Consider the following 17,564-nt stretch of genomic DNA (forward strand, 5'->3'; position numbering starts at 1 on the left):
CCAGGCTCAGCATGGGAGAATGGGGGGGGGCCAACGGCAAGCTGACGGACGAAAGCCTACGCCGAGACATCGTCTGCTCGCTGAAGAATGCGCAGATCGTGAGGGAGATCTGGCAGATCATCGACACCCGCATCCGACCGCATTCCTCGTTGGGCCGCCGACCGCCCGTGCCTGTAATTTTCCCGATTCTGGCTCTTCGACTACCCATGGTCACCACCATGCCGTCGCCCTCACGAGAACCAGCATAAAATACCCACCAAGCCTCTCACTCGCCCCACCTCATCTAATAATGCTTACTTCAAAATGACGGCCTTAACCCTGCAAATACATTTATCTAAGCAAGCTTATGATTATTGAAGCTGACAATTATGCCAAAAATAGAATATTATATTATTAGAGAAGTATTTTATATTCATTTATTAAATATGACGCTCATAAAATCAGACAAATAAAGCATGGGTTCCAGCACAAGCATAGTTTATAAAAAGGTAATTATTTTCCATAAAAATAATTCATATTTGAGTGCGCCGTCAAATACCCCACGCCGCACTGTGGCTCCTCAAAATCGCGAATCTTTTTGATCGGCCGTAGCTTGTAGCGGCATATTTCTCATGTAAGTTGATAAGTGCAACCGCGCTGTCTGTCGCTCCCAGCGGGCGCTCTCGGTGACCTTATCGCCTGAAGCCCCATCCTCAGGATTGGTCGCTCTCTCGAAGATTGAGGAAAAATGGCTAGGAACAGTCGTTTCTCACTGAGACGTTTTCAAGTCGCCGAGGAAGGAGCCGCGGCCGTCGAGTTCGCTCTCCTCGTACCGATCCTCATGGTTTTGCTGTTTGGAATCGTTGGTTTTGGGTGGTTCCTGGGAATCGCTCATAGCCTACAGGAAGCCGCCTCCCAATCTGCACGAGCGTCTGTAGCGGGCATGGATGTCAGCGAGCGGTCCGCTGTAGCATTAGCGACCATCAAGCGTAGAATCTCCGACAATCCCTTGATCGATCCCGATTCACTGACGGTGAATGTCGGGGCGGATGCGGGAAATCCCGATCTCTTCACGGTCACCCTCCGCTACGACATGAGTGCGAACCTACTCAAGATCGTACCAACGTTCGTCCCCTTGCCAACAACATTGATGAGGACAGCTAGTATTCGCCGGGGAGGTCTGTGAAGCGGACCATGCTAAAGGCATTACGATCTGACCGCAGCGGTGCGATTGCTCCCCTCGTTGGCCTCGCGATTTTCGCGCTGCTTGGCTTTTGCGGTCTCGGCATCGATTTCGGCGTTGCCTTCAACCACAAGCGTAAGCTTCAGTCCGCCGTGGACTTAGCTGCCCTGGCCGCTACGGGCGCCAAAGATAAGGTCGGTGCTGCCACCCTCGCCATGATCGACAATGGCTTCAGCGTTCCGTCAAAACTTACGGTGACGCCTGGGACGTACACGGCAGACCGCAGCATCAGTCCCGAGGCCCGGTTCTCGGAGGGGGGGGCCTCCCCGAATGCGACCCGGGTTACGGCCAATTCGTCGATCATCACCAGCTTCTCTCACCTGATCGGCGGGCCTGGATCCATGGAGATGACGGCAAGCGCAACGGCTATACGGGCCGAACTCGCTGCCTTCAGCATTGGCTCTCGCGCCGCCGCCCTAGATGGGGGAATCGGCAACGCCCTCCTGTCAAGCATTTTAGGAACGTCCGTATCCTTGTCCGTTCTCGATTACCATGCCCTAGCCGGTCTAAAGATCGATGCGCTCACTTTCCTGAAGAACGCAGCCACTCGGGGCCATATTCAGGCCGCAACCTACAAAGATGTACTAGACGGTTCGGTCACCGTCGGCGAGTTGGCTCTCGCTTTAGCCGATACCGCTCGTGCGACACCCGGCGGGTTCGAGGCCGCACAAATTCTGAGTCGTCTTGCCGCAGGGAAAGGCGGAACCGAGCGCGTGAAGCTCGGAAACCTGCTATCAGTCGGAGACCTGGCACAACAACCCCTAACATCTCCTGGCTCGCCACTGACTGTCGGGGCGCTTGGCATGCTGAGTGCGGGGGCGGTTCTCGCCAATGGGACGAACCAAATAAGCGCCGACTTGGGTGTTAACATACCGGGCTTGCTTAAGTCTAAGGTTACGTTTCGAGTTGGCGAGGCTCGGCGTACGTCAGGCTTTGTTCTACCCGGCACCACGCTCTCGACATCGCAGGTTCGTGCTCTCGTAGAGGTCTCCCTCGCGGCTCCTCTTGGGCTTGGAGAATTGAAAGTTCCAATTTATGTGGAAGTCGGGCGCGCGACAGCGAAACTGGCAAAGCTCACATGCCCCTGGAACTCGCAGGATCAGAGGTCGGTCACGTTGGACGTGACAACAGGCGCTGCCTACCTTTCCCTTGGAGAGACGCCCTTATCGTATCTCGATCCTGAAGGACCACGTCCTCCACTAACGCCAGCGGTCATCCTGCGCGCCCCGCTCCTCGAGGTGCGAGCTTCCTCAAAATTTGAATTGGGACAGACCACCCGCAGTGTTAATTTTGGCGATGCAGACATCACATCCGGACGAATAAAAACCGTCTCCTCGGACAAGCTGACGTCGTCTTTATCTCGCTCACTTTTTTCGAGTCTGTATCTCGATGTGAATGGTCTCCCATTAGGTGGTATTCTCAACCTGCAGCAACTGATCGGCTCGGTGCTTATGTTAGCCGCGCCTAGCATCGATGCCATCCTCGACGCACTGCTGGCGACATTGGGGATCCAGATTGGGACCGCCGATGTCTCCGTAGACGGGACACGCTGCAATGGTGCAGCTCTGGTGCAATAGCAATATTTTTCTGCCTCTTAAGTCATTGATATGACGAAAATTTGAGGCCATTCCCAATTCGTGAAATATCACCGTTCATAACCGGCGTACGATACAATCGCACGATACGCAATCAACGTAAGTGGAAGGGATGCCCAATTCGGCACGATGATGTGTCCGCTAGCGGTCAATGCCGAACGTTCGAAGCATACTGCAGCCTATTCGTCGCGCTTTTGACTTTGTGTCGCTAACTGTCGAAATTTGACGCCGTTTCTATATTTCGCCGTCGTACCAAGCCTCAATGACTTCGGACGTTCGCAAAGCAGTCTTGCAAACCCGCAAGGTTTTCAAACTCGGAAGCTTCAATAAAAATATATCTGGAACTACGTCTGCGTCCAGCAGAACCAGTCGCACGCTCAACTCACTGCGGCTACAGACGAGCACAGGTACCATCGTATGTTCGGTCAGAAAAATGGCCCCGGACTCGAAAGTAGTTCCCCACTTATCCTTGAGTTTATCAATCATCATTCACCTCCGCGAGACAATCATATTATTTGTACAATTATAAACATTTTCCCGATCAAAGGCGGAGCGAAAGATGATTGCTAGAAAAATATAAAATTCATTCCCAGTCATCTGTTAACGCAAGTTGCCTAACCTGCTGTTTGGAGCGAGCAGAATACCCATCGTGTTCATGTCCCACCTGTTTTGGCCTCCGGAAATGAGTATCAACGGCCGGATAGCCTTTCTCAGTTTTCGGAAGCAGGGGCACGCTAGCTCTAATGGCGCGAATGTAGCACGAGTTCGCTCGTTGCTTTCCCTTACAACATTCGATCAAGATCATTGCATACAGGTTAAAACTCGCCTCATTTTTGTCCGCGGCTCAACCTTTAGGCGATTTCTTCCCTCGCGGGCGACCATGCGAGTAGTGTGGACACACGCTAGGCCGTGAAACCATGACGATTTTTGGATCGGGACGAACCTGCTCGGATCTTTTTCTCCTTGGAAGGAGTTGCCAATGGCTTGATATGATCTGACGGATGTAGAATGGACGGTCATCAAGCCGGTGCCGCCGACCGCGATCCGGATCGCTCGTAAGCTTGAGGCGCTGTACGTGATCGACGTGCCTTCGGACCTGTTCAGCCTCCGCGGGGTTGCCCGGTTATATCCCCTCGGACAACGGGCCGGAGTGCGTTGCCGAGACCGTTCAGGACTGGATCGGAGCGGTTGATCAACCGCCGCCGACATCGAGCCGGCAGCCCGTGGGAGAACGGCTGATTGTAAGGAGGTGTCGGCTTCGCACAGCACCAGCAGCGCCGCTTCAGCCTCGATCCGCCTTATGGTGGGCATGATGGCGGGCTTGGGCGGAACCTCGACGTTGACTGGCAGCGGATGATCCGAGGCCTGGGTGCTGTTCATGGTGGGCACCCCTCATAGGCTCATGGTCGCGGGCCAATCCAACGAAGGACCAAAAACTCGCATCTCAGTTGAGTTATGGAAGGAGTTAAAGCCATTGTTAACGGGTGCGGCGTGATGGTGGTGATCTGTTGTTCGAGTATTCAGTCAGAGCTGGAGCGTAGATTGTGGGCGCGACGCGCCGACGTCACGCAAGAAATCCCGAAAGTATTTGAGAATGCTTTTCAGTCGCCCCCTTCATCCGAGGACGGAAAATTGTGCCAAGATAGCGGCGCTTGAACGGTCCCAGGGGGTGATCGAATTCGATCTTTATGGAACGGTGGTTCGCGCCAACGAGAATTTCCTTTCCGTGCTCGGTTTCAGCGCAGGGGAGGTCGTTGGGCAGCACCACCGAGGGTTTGTCGAGCCGGCCGTGCGGGATAGTCGCGCATACAGTGAGTTTTGGGAGAAGCTGCGGGCCGGCGAGTTCCAGGCCGGGCAATTCAAGCGCATTGGTAAGGATGGCCGCGAGGTCTGGATCGAGGCGTCCTACAACCCGATTTTCGACCGTCGGGGCAAACCCTACAAGATCATCAAATTCGCGGCCGACATTACGCATCAGAAGCAACTCGATGCGGATTGCAAAGGGCAGATCGAGGCCATCCAGAAGGCGCAAGCAGTCATCGCCTTCAATCTAGATGGCACCATTATCGAGGCCAATAAGAATTTCCTGTCGGTTGTTGGTTACACGCTCCCCGAAATCGTCGGTCAGCATCACAGGATATTCGTCGATCCAGCTTTCGGCGACAGTCCTGGCTATGCGGCGTTCTGGGCCAAGCTGCGCCAGGGCGAGTACCAGAAGGGGCAATTCAACCGCATCGGCAAGGACGGTCGCGAGGTTTGGATTGAAGCTTCCTATAATCCCATCTTTGATGCGAGCGGACGTCCCTACAAGGTGGTGAAGTTCGCCAACGACATTACGGCGCAAGTCGTTTTGCTGGTTAACCTCAAGCGCCTGATCGAACAGAATTTTGCAGAGATCGACGGGGCCATTTCGATCTCCTCACAGGAGTCGAGGTCCGCCACGGAGGCTGCGGGAATTACAGCCGACAACGTACAGACCATGGCCGCCGCCTCCGAAGAACTGGCCGCCTCCGTCGACGAAATCTCACACAGCATGAGCAAGGCACGGATCGCAACGGACGATGCACATGCGCAGGTGGAGGCAGCGGGTGCGGTCACCCAGAAGCTCACGGCAGCCGCCACGGCGATGAGCGGCATCGTGGCCCTGATCCATGCTATCGCCAGTCAGATCAATCTGCTGGCCCTTAACGCGACCATTGAGGCGGCGAGGGCTGGCGAAGCCGGACGCGGTTTTGCGGTGGTCGCGCAGGAAGTCAAGAACCTCGCCGCTCAGGCGGCCCGTGCCACGAGCCAAATTTCCAGCGAGATCGACAGCGTACAAACAGCGTCGGAGCAGGTCGCCGGGACGCTTGGAACGATCCAGGGATCGGTCGAGACCATGCGCGACTACGTGGTCAGCACAGCCGCTGCGGTTGAGGAGCAGAGCGTTGTAACGCGTGAGATGTCACGGAGCATGCAGGGGGCGGCCGAAGCCGTTCGAGACATTTCACGGAGCGTGCTGGCGATCTCGGAATCTATTAACGAGGTCTCATGGGCCGTCGACACGACAAAGGAGGCTGCTCGTGCTCTCGCCCGTTGAAAGTGTGCGCCGCATCGCCCCCGATCCCGTCGTATGGGTTGCTCGCACAGCGGCCTGACCACCAAGATCCATGCCCCGGTCGATGCCGAGGGCCGCCCCATCGCACTCAAACTGACCAAGGGTCAAACTCATGACGGCCGCTCCTCGGACGATATGCTCGGCGCGCTCGGTCCGGGTCAGACCCTCCTCGGCGACCGGGCCTACGACAGCGACGAACGGCGAGACCGTTTGGCGAAACAGGGCGCGTTGGCCAACGTCCGCCCCATGTGCAACCGCTACCTCGTCGAACGCTTCTTGAACACAATCAAGCACTTCAAGGCAGTTGCCGCATACCTTGGCATCGTTGTCTGGTGCTCTGACTCAGATAGATGGTGCAGGGAGGCGTTTGAGAGCGCTGAGGATGGCGTCGGCGGGTTTTGTCCATTGGAAGGGCCTTGCCCGCTGGATGTGCTCGGCGATGTAGCGTTTGATGGCGGCTTGCAGATCGACGATGCCGGTGAAGGTGCCGCGCCGCAGCCGGCGGCGCGAAAGGGCGGAGATGAAGCCCTCGACGGCATTGAGCCAGGAGGCTGAGGTCGGGGTGAAGTGAAAGGTCCAGCGCGGGTGGCGCGCCAGCCAGGCGCGGACCTTCGGGTGCTTGTGGGCCGCATAATTGTTGAGGATGGCATGAACCGTCTTGCCAGCCGGGACGGCGGCCTCGACGGTGTTCAGGAAGCGGATGAACTCACCGTTGCGATGGCGCTGCATGCAGCGGCCGAGCACGGTTCCTTCCAGGACGTCGAGCACGGAAAACAGTGTGGTGGTGCCGTGGCGGGTGTAACCGTGGGTCTGGGCGGTGGGGCGCCCTGAGCCGAGCGGCGGGGCGGGTCATGTGCGCTCCAGCGCCTAGATCTGGGACTTCTCGTCGATGGAGAGCACGACCGCGTGACGCGGCGGATCCATGTAGAGGCCGACGATGTCCTTGACCTTTTCGGCGAAGGCGGCATCGTTCTAGCGCTTGAAGGTGCGCACGCGGTGCGGTTGTAGGCGGTGGGCCTCCCAGATGCGTTGCACGGACCGCAGCGAGATGCCGACCTGTTCGGCTACGGCGCGACCTGCCCAATGCGTGACCTCGCCCGGTGGCTCGGAGCAGGTCAGGGCCAATACCACGGCGACGGTGCGCGCCGACAGCTGTTCCTTGCCGGGCGGGTCTTGTCATGCAGCAGGCCCTCGACGCCTTCCTCGGCAAAGTGCTGCTGCCAGCGCCAGACCGCCGCGCCGCTTCCAGCACCGACAGGCGCCCGGCCGAGAGCAGCACGATCCGGGCACGCTGGATGTGCTTGAACGGACGCCAGCGGTCGCCGATGATGCTCGTCCGCCGCGCCCGGGCGGCTTCGTCACGGAGAATACAGACAGTCTGAGCCATCCCCTCAGACACGCATACCTCACCGCAAAGGTGAATCCTCCGTATGCGTCACCGCACTAGGATGGCAGAGAGATAGAGCGCCTCCCACACCGTATTATGGCCGAAGTGCTCCATGCGCCCTGGCGGCAGGATCCAGCCCTGATTCCCATCCGAGAAGCGAAGCACATTGGCCAGCAGCCCAATGAATCAGCCTCACAACCTGTTGTCGAGCGTATTACTTAAACGGGCTTCTAGTTCATCTCGCTGTATCGCCTGCGATCCGACAGCTTCGCGAGGGCACGCCCAACCTCCAATAATAGCATATCGCTCATCCTATGGAGGAGGGGTTCAGGAAGCTCATGGATGGCTTCTCTGGCAGCAAGGCAATGCTCGGCAGCGCGTTCTAACGGGTGCTGGGCCTGACACGTCAGATGAGAACTCTCATCTTGGTTGCCAAGACGCGATTGAGTGATATCGATCAACACGCCGCTTCCACGCTGAGGTCGTCCTGCCTTGTCTAGAGCAATACGCCCCCGATCGAGGACCCAGCGGACAACACCGTCAGCCGAGCAAACTCGGTACTCAAACGTGCAGCACAGGCCTGTCTCCGTGCTTTGCTTGATCTCGCGGGTAAAGCGCTCACGATCGTCCGGATGAACGCCGGCGCGAAAGGCATTGAGCGAAGTGCCGGCCGCTGCTTCAGCGGGGTCAAGATTGAACACGAGCGCCACCAGGGCGTCAGCATAAACGCGATCATTCGGAACATCGTAGTCCCATCGCCCGATCACGTCGGACGCGTCGAGCGCCTGCTGCAGCAGGACCTGCGAAACCTGGGCCTCGCGAGATATGATTGTACCCACTCGTGCCCCACAGATCCGCTTCCATGCAACCTGAGAGTACGATAAGCCCAGAAAATTATAAAAGCGATACCGGTGGAAATTTACTACCGCACGGGTTAGGACAAGGGAAATTATTATTCAATTTTAGGTTGTTATTATGGAGGCGATAGGGGTCGTAAGCTGCGTATCGGTGAAGCCGATCCGTTGCTCACAGGAGGCTCGAGCGTCCCTGTTGCAAAGGTCAAAGTCTCGAGATCGTAAAGCGCTCGACTGAAATCCTGGACTGCAGAGACACTGTGTCTTTCCGTGCCAGGCCTGCGCGACACGCAGGATGTCATCTGTGACGAGCGGAGAGTTGATTTGGCAATGCGCCAAAATTGCTTAGATTTTATTGAGGCTTTCGTGCGCGTCTTTGACCCAAACAAGCGCGAGCACCTTATCAAGTTCATTCGCCAGGCCGGCAAGCATGACTATTTATAAAGCTCCGTCGTTCATTCGCTTCCGCTAAATATCCCGATAAAGTGTCGATCAGCGGTAGCCATATGACTTCCGTAAGAAGATCAAAGCAAGTTTCAGCGCGCCCGATATCGAATTAATGCTATAAATCTTTTTCACATCTCCGGACGCCCCGTGGAACGTGAGCGGCTCATAGGTATGTTCTGAAATTATATGTTCTAATTTATGCTTGTGTCAGTCCGATACGTTTCTGGAAGTTCGATACGAAGACATCTAACGATACTTCTTCTAACAAATCTGCTGTTTCATCGGCTGGCAGTGGTCGACTGACCAGATAGCCCTGTATGTCCGTACAGCCGTCCAAACCGACCTGCTCGAGCTGATGACGGGTCTCGACGCCTTCCGCGGTCACGGTTGCTCCAAATTGCGACGCAATCCCCACGACGGCCCGGACAATCGCCGCGGCGGCCGGGTCGTCGATCTCGTTGACGAAGGATCGGTCGATCTTGATGCTGTCGAAAGGGAAGCGGCGCAGATAGCTGAGGGACGAGTAGCCGGTACCAAAGTCGTCGAGCGCAATACGAACGCCAAGGCTCTTCAAGCGACGCAGGCAGGCGATTACCGCCTCTGCGTCTTGGACGAGGACGCTCTCGGTGACTTCCAAGACGAGACGATAAGGCGGGAGACCTGAGGTCGTCAGAGCCGATATGACACTGTCTTCGAGCCCTGGCTGCTGGAACTGAACGGCGGAAACGTTGACGGCAATCCGTAGATAACCGGGCCAGGACGCGGCTTCCCGGCATGCCTCATGGAGCGCCCAGGACCCCAGCGACACAATGAGTCCGGTCTCCTCGGCTAAAGGAATGAACGCGCCGGGTGCGATCATTCCACGTGTCGGGTGAGGCCACCGCATCAGCGCCTCGAAACCGACGATCCTGTAGTCGGACAGACGCAGCACGGGCTGGTAATGCATGGCAAAGCTGCCGCATAGAATAGCCTCACGCATCTCCAACTCGAGTTGCATCCGGGTCTCGATCGCCGCATCCATACCGGCTTCGTAGAAGCGGTAGCTGTTGCGCGCCGCAGCCTTGGCGCGATGAAGCGCGAGATCCGCGTTCTTCAACAGAATCTCCGGCATGTCGCCATTGGCAGGGGCCAGTGCGATCCCGATGCTGACGCCGACAGTCGCGAGGACGCCGCCAAGGTCGAGCGGTTGGCCGACCGCATCGATCAAACTCTGTGCGAAAGAGCTGACGTGGTGCACATGGTCGACGTGCGAGATGATGATAGCGAACTCGTCGCCGCCGAGCCGTGCCACGACATCGCCGTCGCAGAAGTTTGCGCGTAAGCGCCTGGCGATCTCGCACAGCAGTTGGTCCCCCGCAGGGTGGCCGAGCGTATCGTTGACGGACTTGAACCGATCGAGGCCAAGGCACAGCAGTGCCGCCTGGCCTCTGCCGCGGCGAACCTCGGCCAGCCGTTGCTCCAGGTGCTCGTAAAAGACAGTCCGGTTGGGCAGGCCCGTGAGCGCATCGTGGCGGGCCATGTAGGAGATGTGGTGCTCAGACGCTTTACGCTCGGAGATGTCGATATTCGTGCCAACCATGCGCAGCGGGACGCCTTGCTCGTTCCGCGAGACCACTCTGCCCCGCGACAGAACCCATGTGTAGTCGCCTGACTTGGTTCGTATACGGCGCTCGGAAGCGTACGCGGCACTCCGCCCCTCGAAATGCTCCGCAATGAGGGCCAGTGTCTGCTTCAGGTCGGCAGGGTGGGTGAGCCTGAGGGATGTGTCGATGTGCGCTTCGACCTCTCCCGGCTCATAGCCAAACATGGTGTACCAGCGGTCGGAGTACCAAACCTGCCCCGTGGTGACGTTCCAGTCCCATAGGCCGTCGCTGCCACTGTCGAGGGCGAGGGCAAGACGCTCCTCGCTCATGCGGAGGCGCATCTCGCTTTGAATGAGAGCGTCCTGGGTCGTGCGTCGTTCAGTGACATCGAGATCGAGCCCGACGATGCGCAGCGCCTCGCCCGTTGCCTCATTGCGAATGATGCGGCCAAAGCTCATGAGCCAGCGGTACCCGGTACTGCCCTCGGGGCGCCTTACCCGATACTCGACCTTGTAGGTCGTCCCGTCCCGAAGTGCCGCCGTGTGCGCTGCCTGGACGAGGGGAAGATCCTCCGGGTGTACCCGAGCGGCCCATTCCGCGATGCTGATGTCGATCCAGTCCGTGGAGCTCGACTCGCCATGGAACCCAAGCATGAGCGCGCTCTCAGGTGAGTTCTGCACGACGTCTTCATCGAAGCTCCACTGCCAAATTCCCGCTCCGGCGGCCTCCTGGGCAAGCCGGAGAAGATCGGCAGTCTGCTCGAGTTTCGCATGGGCCGTCCGATAGCGCTCTTCACTCACTCTCATCAGCATCTCCGATCGTATACGTTCCTCCGACGTGGCTTCAGCGGCGATCCGCGCGCGATGAAGTTCGATGTGAGCGACGACAATCTGAGCGAGGCTTTCGAGTTGGGTTCGCGGAAACGTGGAAAACGTTCGCGGCTTGGTGTCGACGAGGCACAATGTGCCAAGCCGAATGCCCGATCGAAGAACGAGAGGAGCGCCGACATAGAAGCGGACGGCACTCTCACCCGTGACCATGGGGTTGTGGGCAAAACGTGGGTCCGTCGTCGCATTCTCTACAACGAGAACTTCGTCGGACAGAATGGCATAAGCACAGAATGAAATATCACGCGACGTTCCCTCTGCAGCGATCCCGAACTTGGCCTTGAACCATTGTCGCTCGCTGTCGATGAGCGTGATGAGTGCGATGGGCACATTGAACAACGCAGCGGCCGTGCTGCACACGGCATCGAAATGGGCCTCAGGCGCCGTATCGAGGATGCGCAGATCGCGCAGTGCCGCGAGGCGCTCGCCCTCATTTGGCGGAAGCGGCGGCATGGGTGTTCCATCACGGATGGTCGCTCTCAACGAGCGGGTTGACTCAAGCTATGCGTCAAAGGTCGAAGAGTTATCATGCGGGCACAATCGGTTGCTGAGCATACGGTGACGGCGGCAATATTTGCGCGCCGTCACGGTCTGATCCGTCTTTTTACTTCCAGATAGAAGGGGCCGCCTAACGACGACCCCTTCTTGACGTGACATGGCGTCAGAGGACGAACGACCCGTTGTCGAGGACATGGTGGCCCTGGAGGAGGACGGCGAAGTCGACCGCCCCGTCGCCGTTGGTGTCACCCTGCAGGAGGGTGTTGCCGCCGCCGAACTTCATCCGCAACTCGCCGGCCTCGCCGGAGAACGCCTGGGTTCCGACGAACTGGAAGCCCTGGTCGCCGGCTAGCCCCGAATTTGCATCGATCGCGCTGAAGTCGATGCGGTCTCCTTGTGCGAAGTCGAAGTCCTTGACGATGTCGCGCCCGCCGATGGCGACGTCGCTGTCGGTGGCGTCCTTGAACACGAAGGTGTCGGCCCCGGCGCGGCCATAGAGAAGGTCACGTCCGTCGTCGCCGTAGATCTGGTTGTCGCCGGCATTGCCGTAGATCTCGTTGTTGCCGGCATTGCCGTTGGCGGTGAGATTTGCGGTTCCACTGAAAACCATCTTCTCCGTATTGGCTTCCATCGTGTGGCTGACGGTCGCGCGGATCGTGTCGAAGCCTTCGCTCGGCTGTTCGATGGCGCGATCCCCGGCATTGTCGATGACGTAGGTGTCGTTGCCGGTGCCTCCCCGCATGGTGTCGGCTCCGCTGCCGCCAAGCAGGGTGTCGTTGCCGCCGTTGCCCGTGATGACATCGTCGCCGGCGCCGCCGCTCAGACGGTTGTTGCCGTCGTTGCCGGTGATGTCGTTGTCGAGGCCGTTGCCGGTGCCGCTGAAGTTGCGAGTCCCCGTCAGGACGAGGTTCTCGACATTGTCGGCGAGGCCGTAGCTCACCGAGGCATGAACCGTGTCGTTGCCCTCGCCCGGGAGTTCCACGATCTTATCGCCGACCCTGTCGACGAAGTAGATGTCGTCGCCGAGGCCGCCATGCAGGACGTCGTTGCCGGTTCCGCCGTCGAGACTGTCGTTTCCGCCCTTGCCGAACAGGGTATCGTTGCCGCCGCCACCATTGAGCACGTTGTCCCCGCCGGTGCCGAAGATGGCGTTGTCGAGGCCGTTGCCCGTCCCGTCGAGATCTCCGGTCCCGGTAAGGACGAGTCGCTCGACATTGGCCCCGAGGGTGTAGTCGATCGAAGAGCGCACGGTATCGTTGCCCTGTTGTGTCAACTCGATGACCTGATCGCCCGCATCGTCGACCACGTAGGTGTCGCTGCCCGTGCCCCCGCGCATCGTGTCAGCGCCGGTGCCCCCGAGAAGGGTGTCATTGCCCCCGAATCCGGAGAGCGTGTCGTCGCCGGCGCCCCCGTCGAGGCGGTTGGCGCTATCGTTGCCGGTCAGGCCGTCGGCGCCGCTGCCGCCGGTGGCGTCGATGGCGGCGGATCCGGTGAGAATGACGTTCTCCACATTGGCGCCTAGGGTGTAGGTCACCGACGAGCGGACGGTGTCGTTGCCTTCGCCGGCGTTCTCGATGACCTGATCGCCCGTGGAATCCACCACGTAGACGTCGTCACCGGCCCCGCCGCGCATGATGTCGTCGCCGGTGCCACCGATAAGGACGTCGTCGCCGCCGCCTGCGGTGAGGCGGTCGTTGCCGGCCCCGCCGTCGAGGCGGTTGTCACCGTCGTTGCCGGTGATGCCGTTGTCGAGTGCGTTGCCGGTTCCGTCGATGTTGCCGCTGCCGGTGAGAACGAGGTTCTCGACGTTGTTGGGAAGGGTGTAGGTCACCGACGAACGGACGGTGTCGTTGCCTTCGCCGGCATCCTCCACCACGGTGTCGCCGGGTGAGTCGACGATGTAGGTATCGTCGCCGCGGCCGCCGATCATGGTATCGTTGCCGGCGCCGCCGTCGAGGGTATCGCCGCCGATGCCGCCGCGCAGGGTGTCGTTGCCGTTGCCGCCCGTCTGGGTCCCGCCGGCATCGATGACAATGTCGATGAGATCGGGGGTGGCGTCGAGATTGAGTCCGACCAGGGAGACGGTCTGGTCCAGGGTTCCGAGGAGGATGTCGACGGTGCCGCCGACGAAATCCGTCAGGAAGTCGCCAACGTTTCCGAGGATACCGGGGCCGTTTTCCGTTCCGAGGTTGACCGGCTGAAACGGCAGGTCGAGCGTTGCCAGGACCGTATCGCCGAGCTTGACCTCGACTCCGTCATACCCGCCCGTCGCCGAGAGCGCTCCGGTCAACAGGCCGGTCGAGGCCTCGATCTCCCAATTGCCGCTGTAGTTGTAGGTGAGGCCGTCCGCCTCGATCGTGAGAACGTTGAACGTATCGGTTCGGGTGCCGTCGAGAAGGAGGTTCCCGACGCTGCTGACGAGCCCTGTAAACGACAGGTCGGCGTTGTCTAGGTTTGGAACGAAGAAGTCACGAACGTCGAAGCCGGCATCGGTAAGGATTGAGACAGTGGCCATTGTTTTCTCCAGACGGCAGCGCTGGTTGATCACAGCGCGATCAACGGATGGCGCATAAAAGTTCCGAATGGATGAATTTTTCGCATCAGAGTTGTCTAACTCGCCCTTAAGGGGAGTTCATCGATTTATCCATCAGGCGATGCTTTTCCCAGCATGGTCGGGCTGAGCAGGTTCGCTTGCGCTTGCGCAAATTAGGTTTTTGGTCCAGCAATGCGGCCAAACGTAATTTCAGCGAAAACGTCACATATTATCGTAGTTATTTTCCCTCTATATGCTCAAATGACTCGAAAATTCTGAAATTTATTTTGGCCTCGTCGACAGAAGAATGAAATCGGTACGCCATAAGACATATGCATGGTAGGCCAACGGGGCGATCTACAGCACGTGGCGGATTTGCACGAGGCTGTAGGATTAAATATTATCATTGATAAAGAGAACAATGTCTTGGCCAGAATTCGAGTTCGATACGGTAAGGTTGCCATACATCGTCACCTTTGGGGCAAATTGAGCAACTTTGCGAAAGCAGGACGACTGCTTCATCGTTCTCTAAGGGACCGAAGACGAAGCAGATGTCCGGCCCCAGACAGAAAGCCGGCAGACGCGTTGAGCAAGGATATTCGCCGGACCACATGGCCGCGATTCTCGTCGGAGGAGAAGATTCGCGCGTTGCTTGAAGACGTGCGTGTGCCGCTGGCTGCATCGCCAAGCCTTGCCGGCGGAAGGGGATCGCCGCCTCGATATACGGTGGCTGATTCAAGGAGTTCCTGAAGGCTGGCAAGACGCGCTCTTTCCGAGACACGGCTCGTGCAGCTACCACCGATGAGGTGTGGGAACTGCGCAGGGAGACGGGCGGGTTCTCCGACGGACGTTTCTTCCGGATCTTGACCTTGGTCGATTGCCACCAGCGCGAGATGCTCTCACTCACACCGAGAGCCAACTTCAGCGCCTACCAAGTGACTGAGGTGCTCGACGCCTTGGTCAGCCCTGCGGGGGGGGGGGGGGGGCTGCCCAAGAACCTGCGGCTGGATCATGGAACGGAACCAAAGGACTGCGGCAGCGAGTTTGCCGGGCGCATGCTCGACCTTTGGGCCGACCTGAATGGGGTTGCGATCGAATGGGTCGCTCTGCGCCCGCCTCCGGCTCTCCCGGCCGGGGAAGCCGACCGACCACGGCAACAATGGAGTGGTTCAACGGCCGCCTCCGGGCGGAGTGCCTGAACGCCCCATGGTTCCTGTCACCGGCGGATGCGCGTGATCGCATCGAGGAAGGTATGTGCCACTACAACGAAGATCGACCTCTTATGAATCCGGGCGGCTTTACGCCGATAGCCTTCGCCAACGAAGCTGTCGCAGCCGAAGAATTTGCATTGGTCCTGGATCACAAACAAGGCAAAATACAAAAACTAATATTCACTATATTTGATACAGGTTACCTCACGCGGGTAGGCCAAAAATCTGCCGTTTATTGTGAACCAATTTGCTGTGTCAAGAACGTAAGTGATTCCTGTTGCTGCTACTGGTCCCGACAGGGCATCTTATCACCCTTGCAACGGTGGGGCCTTTTGGAATGAGGCGGGATGCAGTACACCACATTTTCTGGCCCAATTTGGCGTCAACGCGACTTTAAGTTATATTACGCAGGGATCTATGTCGGACGATAACAAAGATAGAAGCCCAGGTGCAATTGGCGTTCGCATCAAGTCCTTGCGGCGTTCGGCAGGTCTAAGCCAAGCCAGTCTAGGAAACGCTTTGGGCGTAACCTTTCAACAGGTGCAAAAATATGAGAGCGGTCAGAGTAAAATTGCCGCAGATAAGCTTCAGAGGATAGCTCAGACTTTGGGAGTCGACGTCAGCTACTTTTATGATATGCAATCTGAAAGCGGTTCTACTGCTGTAGTTCGGAAAATTAATGATGTTACGGTGCCATTAGAAGATTTCTATTTTAAGGACGCATTTGATAAAATCAAGGATCCCCGTGCCAGATACTTGTTGGCGGAGCTCGCTCGTGTATTTTGCGAGATTGAATCAAAAAAATAATAGCGCCGGAAGCGATAGATAAATACATTAATTATCGGGCGTCTGGCTCAAATCTAGTGTTTTTTGCTGTCGAAATGGCCTGATTGTTAGAATTCCTGACTGACTGTGACCTTGTGGCCTTGACCCACCAAACTGGTCCGCGCTGAGCTCAAGTTTTTTGGGCATCTTGAACCCTGAAGGAGGGTGGATGCCATGCGCCGCAAACGTTTCACGAATGAACAGATCGCCTTTGCCCTGCGGCAGGCTGAGAATGGCGCCACGGTGGACGAGGTCTGTGCGGCGAGATGGGCGTGTCCGAGCCGACGTTTCACCGCTGGAAGAAGCAGTTCGTCGGCATGTGCGTGCCGGAGATTCGCCGGCTCAAGCAATTGGATGACGAGATCAGTAAGCTGAAGCGGCTGGTCGCCGATCTGACGCTGGACGGCTCCATGTTGCAGGATGTGCTCAAGCGACCCGAAGGGCAGCTTCAGCAAAAGTGGTGAGGCCCCCCCGCTCGCCGTGAGGTCGCCGGCCACCTGCAGGTGGCTAGATGCATCAGCGGGCGTCGGGCCTGTCAGGCTACCGGCTTCGGCCGTTCGTCGCAGCGCTACAGGAAACGCTCGGACCCGCAGGTCGCGCTGCGGATGCGGTTGAAGGAGTTGGCTGCCGCGCGAGTCCGTTACGGCTACCGGCGGCTGCATATCCTACTACGACGGAAGGGCTGGGAGGTGAACCACAAGCGCACGTATCGGATCTGCCGGGATGAGGGGCTGTCGATCCGGTCCAAGCTGCCCAAGCGTAAGCGGGCTTGGTGCTATCGCCAGGGGCGACCGGCGATTGGCGGACCCAACGAGGTCTGGGCGATGGAATTCATGTCCGACCGCATCTTCGACGGACGTCTGTTCCGGATCCTGACCGTCGTCGATTGCCACACGCGAGAGGCGCTCTCGCTCACACCGAAAGCTAACATCCGCGCCTTCCAGGTGACCGAGGCTCTGGACGCCTTGCTCCGGCTGCGAGGTCGACCAAAAAGCCTGAGGTTCGACATGGGCCGGAGTTCGCCGGGCGCATGCTCGACCAGTGGGCTTACCTGAACGGGGTCGAGATCGACTTGGTCGCTCTGCGCCCGCCTCCGGCTCTCTCGACCAGGCAAACCGACCGACAACGCCTATATCGAGTGTTTCAACGGCCGCCTACGAGCGGAATGCCTGAACGCCTCGTGGTTCCTATCGCTGGCCAATGCTCGCGAGCGCATCGAGGAATGGAGGTGCCACAAAAACGAAGATCGACCCCACACGGCCCTGGTCTGCCGGTTGTCAAGCATGCCTCCCTGTCACATTACGGGTTTGACGAGTGCACCGAAACGCTGCTACGAAGTTGGCATTGAGCGACTGAAGAAGCCGTTTGTTCATAGGGTATTAGGTGCGGTGGCGGCGAATCCCTCCGTCTCCGCCATTTTAGCCT

At 58.3% G+C, this 17,564-nt stretch carries 7 protein-coding genes and 6 pseudogenes; 9 read left to right on the forward strand and 4 right to left on the reverse strand.

Annotated features, from left to right (window positions below):
• Positions 1-727: 727 nt before the first annotated feature.
• The 5 genes and pseudogenes from A3OM_RS25335 to A3OM_RS25610 form a co-directional block, all read left to right on the forward strand.
• Positions 728-1,165 (forward strand): TadE/TadG family type IV pilus assembly protein, encoded by a 438-nt coding sequence (locus A3OM_RS25335; RefSeq protein WP_056161208.1) that lies wholly within the window; start codon positions 728-730, stop codon positions 1,163-1,165.
• Between the two features lie 8 nt (positions 1,166-1,173).
• Complete coding sequence (locus A3OM_RS25340) at positions 1,174-2,799, forward strand: pilus assembly protein TadG-related protein (RefSeq protein WP_082494148.1); 1,626 nt, start codon at positions 1,174-1,176, stop codon at positions 2,797-2,799.
• 1,057 nt (positions 2,800-3,856) lie between these two features.
• Positions 3,857-4,007, forward strand: a pseudogene (locus A3OM_RS25900) (IS3 family transposase); the annotation flags it as partial.
• A 404-nt stretch (positions 4,008-4,411) separates the two neighbouring features.
• Positions 4,412-5,896, forward strand: coding sequence for a PAS domain-containing methyl-accepting chemotaxis protein (locus A3OM_RS0115310; RefSeq protein ID WP_018044638.1), 1,485 nt, complete (start codon positions 4,412-4,414; stop codon positions 5,894-5,896).
• Between the two features lie 33 nt (positions 5,897-5,929).
• Positions 5,930-6,223 (forward strand): annotated as a pseudogene (locus A3OM_RS25610) (transposase); the annotation flags it as partial.
• A 33-nt stretch (positions 6,224-6,256) separates the two neighbouring features.
• Here the strand turns inward: A3OM_RS25610 and A3OM_RS25350 are convergent.
• From A3OM_RS25350 to A3OM_RS24150, 4 genes and pseudogenes are all read right to left on the reverse strand, one after another.
• A pseudogene (locus A3OM_RS25350) lies at positions 6,257-7,301 on the reverse strand (IS630 family transposase).
• A 230-nt stretch (positions 7,302-7,531) separates the two neighbouring features.
• A complete protein-coding gene (locus tag A3OM_RS24140; protein WP_018044642.1) occupies positions 7,532-8,140 on the reverse strand; it encodes a PAS domain-containing protein in 609 nt (202 codons plus the stop codon).
• A 658-nt stretch (positions 8,141-8,798) separates the two neighbouring features.
• Positions 8,799-11,525, reverse strand: a complete 2,727-nt coding sequence (locus A3OM_RS24145) for an EAL domain-containing protein (RefSeq protein WP_018044644.1) — start codon at positions 11,523-11,525, stop codon at positions 8,799-8,801.
• 208 nt (positions 11,526-11,733) lie between these two features.
• On the reverse strand, positions 11,734-14,085 hold the full coding sequence (locus A3OM_RS24150; protein ID WP_018044645.1) for a calcium-binding protein: 2,352 nt from the start codon (positions 14,083-14,085) through the stop codon (positions 11,734-11,736).
• A gap of 531 nt (positions 14,086-14,616) precedes the next feature.
• Between A3OM_RS24150 and A3OM_RS26395 the strand changes: the two are divergent.
• From A3OM_RS26395 to A3OM_RS25620, 4 genes and pseudogenes are all read left to right on the forward strand, one after another.
• Positions 14,617-14,936: pseudogene (locus A3OM_RS26395) on the forward strand (hypothetical protein); the annotation flags it as partial.
• A gap of 9 nt (positions 14,937-14,945) precedes the next feature.
• Positions 14,946-15,451 (forward strand): annotated as a pseudogene (locus A3OM_RS25615) (integrase core domain-containing protein); the annotation flags it as partial.
• Between the two features lie 130 nt (positions 15,452-15,581).
• Positions 15,582-16,121 carry a helix-turn-helix transcriptional regulator gene (locus A3OM_RS25360; protein WP_245257799.1) on the forward strand — a complete coding sequence of 180 codons (540 nt, stop codon included), beginning with the start codon at positions 15,582-15,584 and terminating at the stop codon, positions 16,119-16,121.
• Positions 16,122-16,313: 192 nt separating this feature from the next.
• A pseudogene (locus A3OM_RS25620) lies at positions 16,314-17,401 on the forward strand (IS3 family transposase); the annotation flags it as partial.
• Between the last annotated feature and the right edge of the window lie 163 nt (positions 17,402-17,564).

The organism is Methylobacterium sp. 88A, from assembly GCF_000376345.1.
Classification (GTDB): Bacteria; Pseudomonadota; Alphaproteobacteria; order Rhizobiales; family Beijerinckiaceae; genus Methylobacterium; species Methylobacterium bullatum.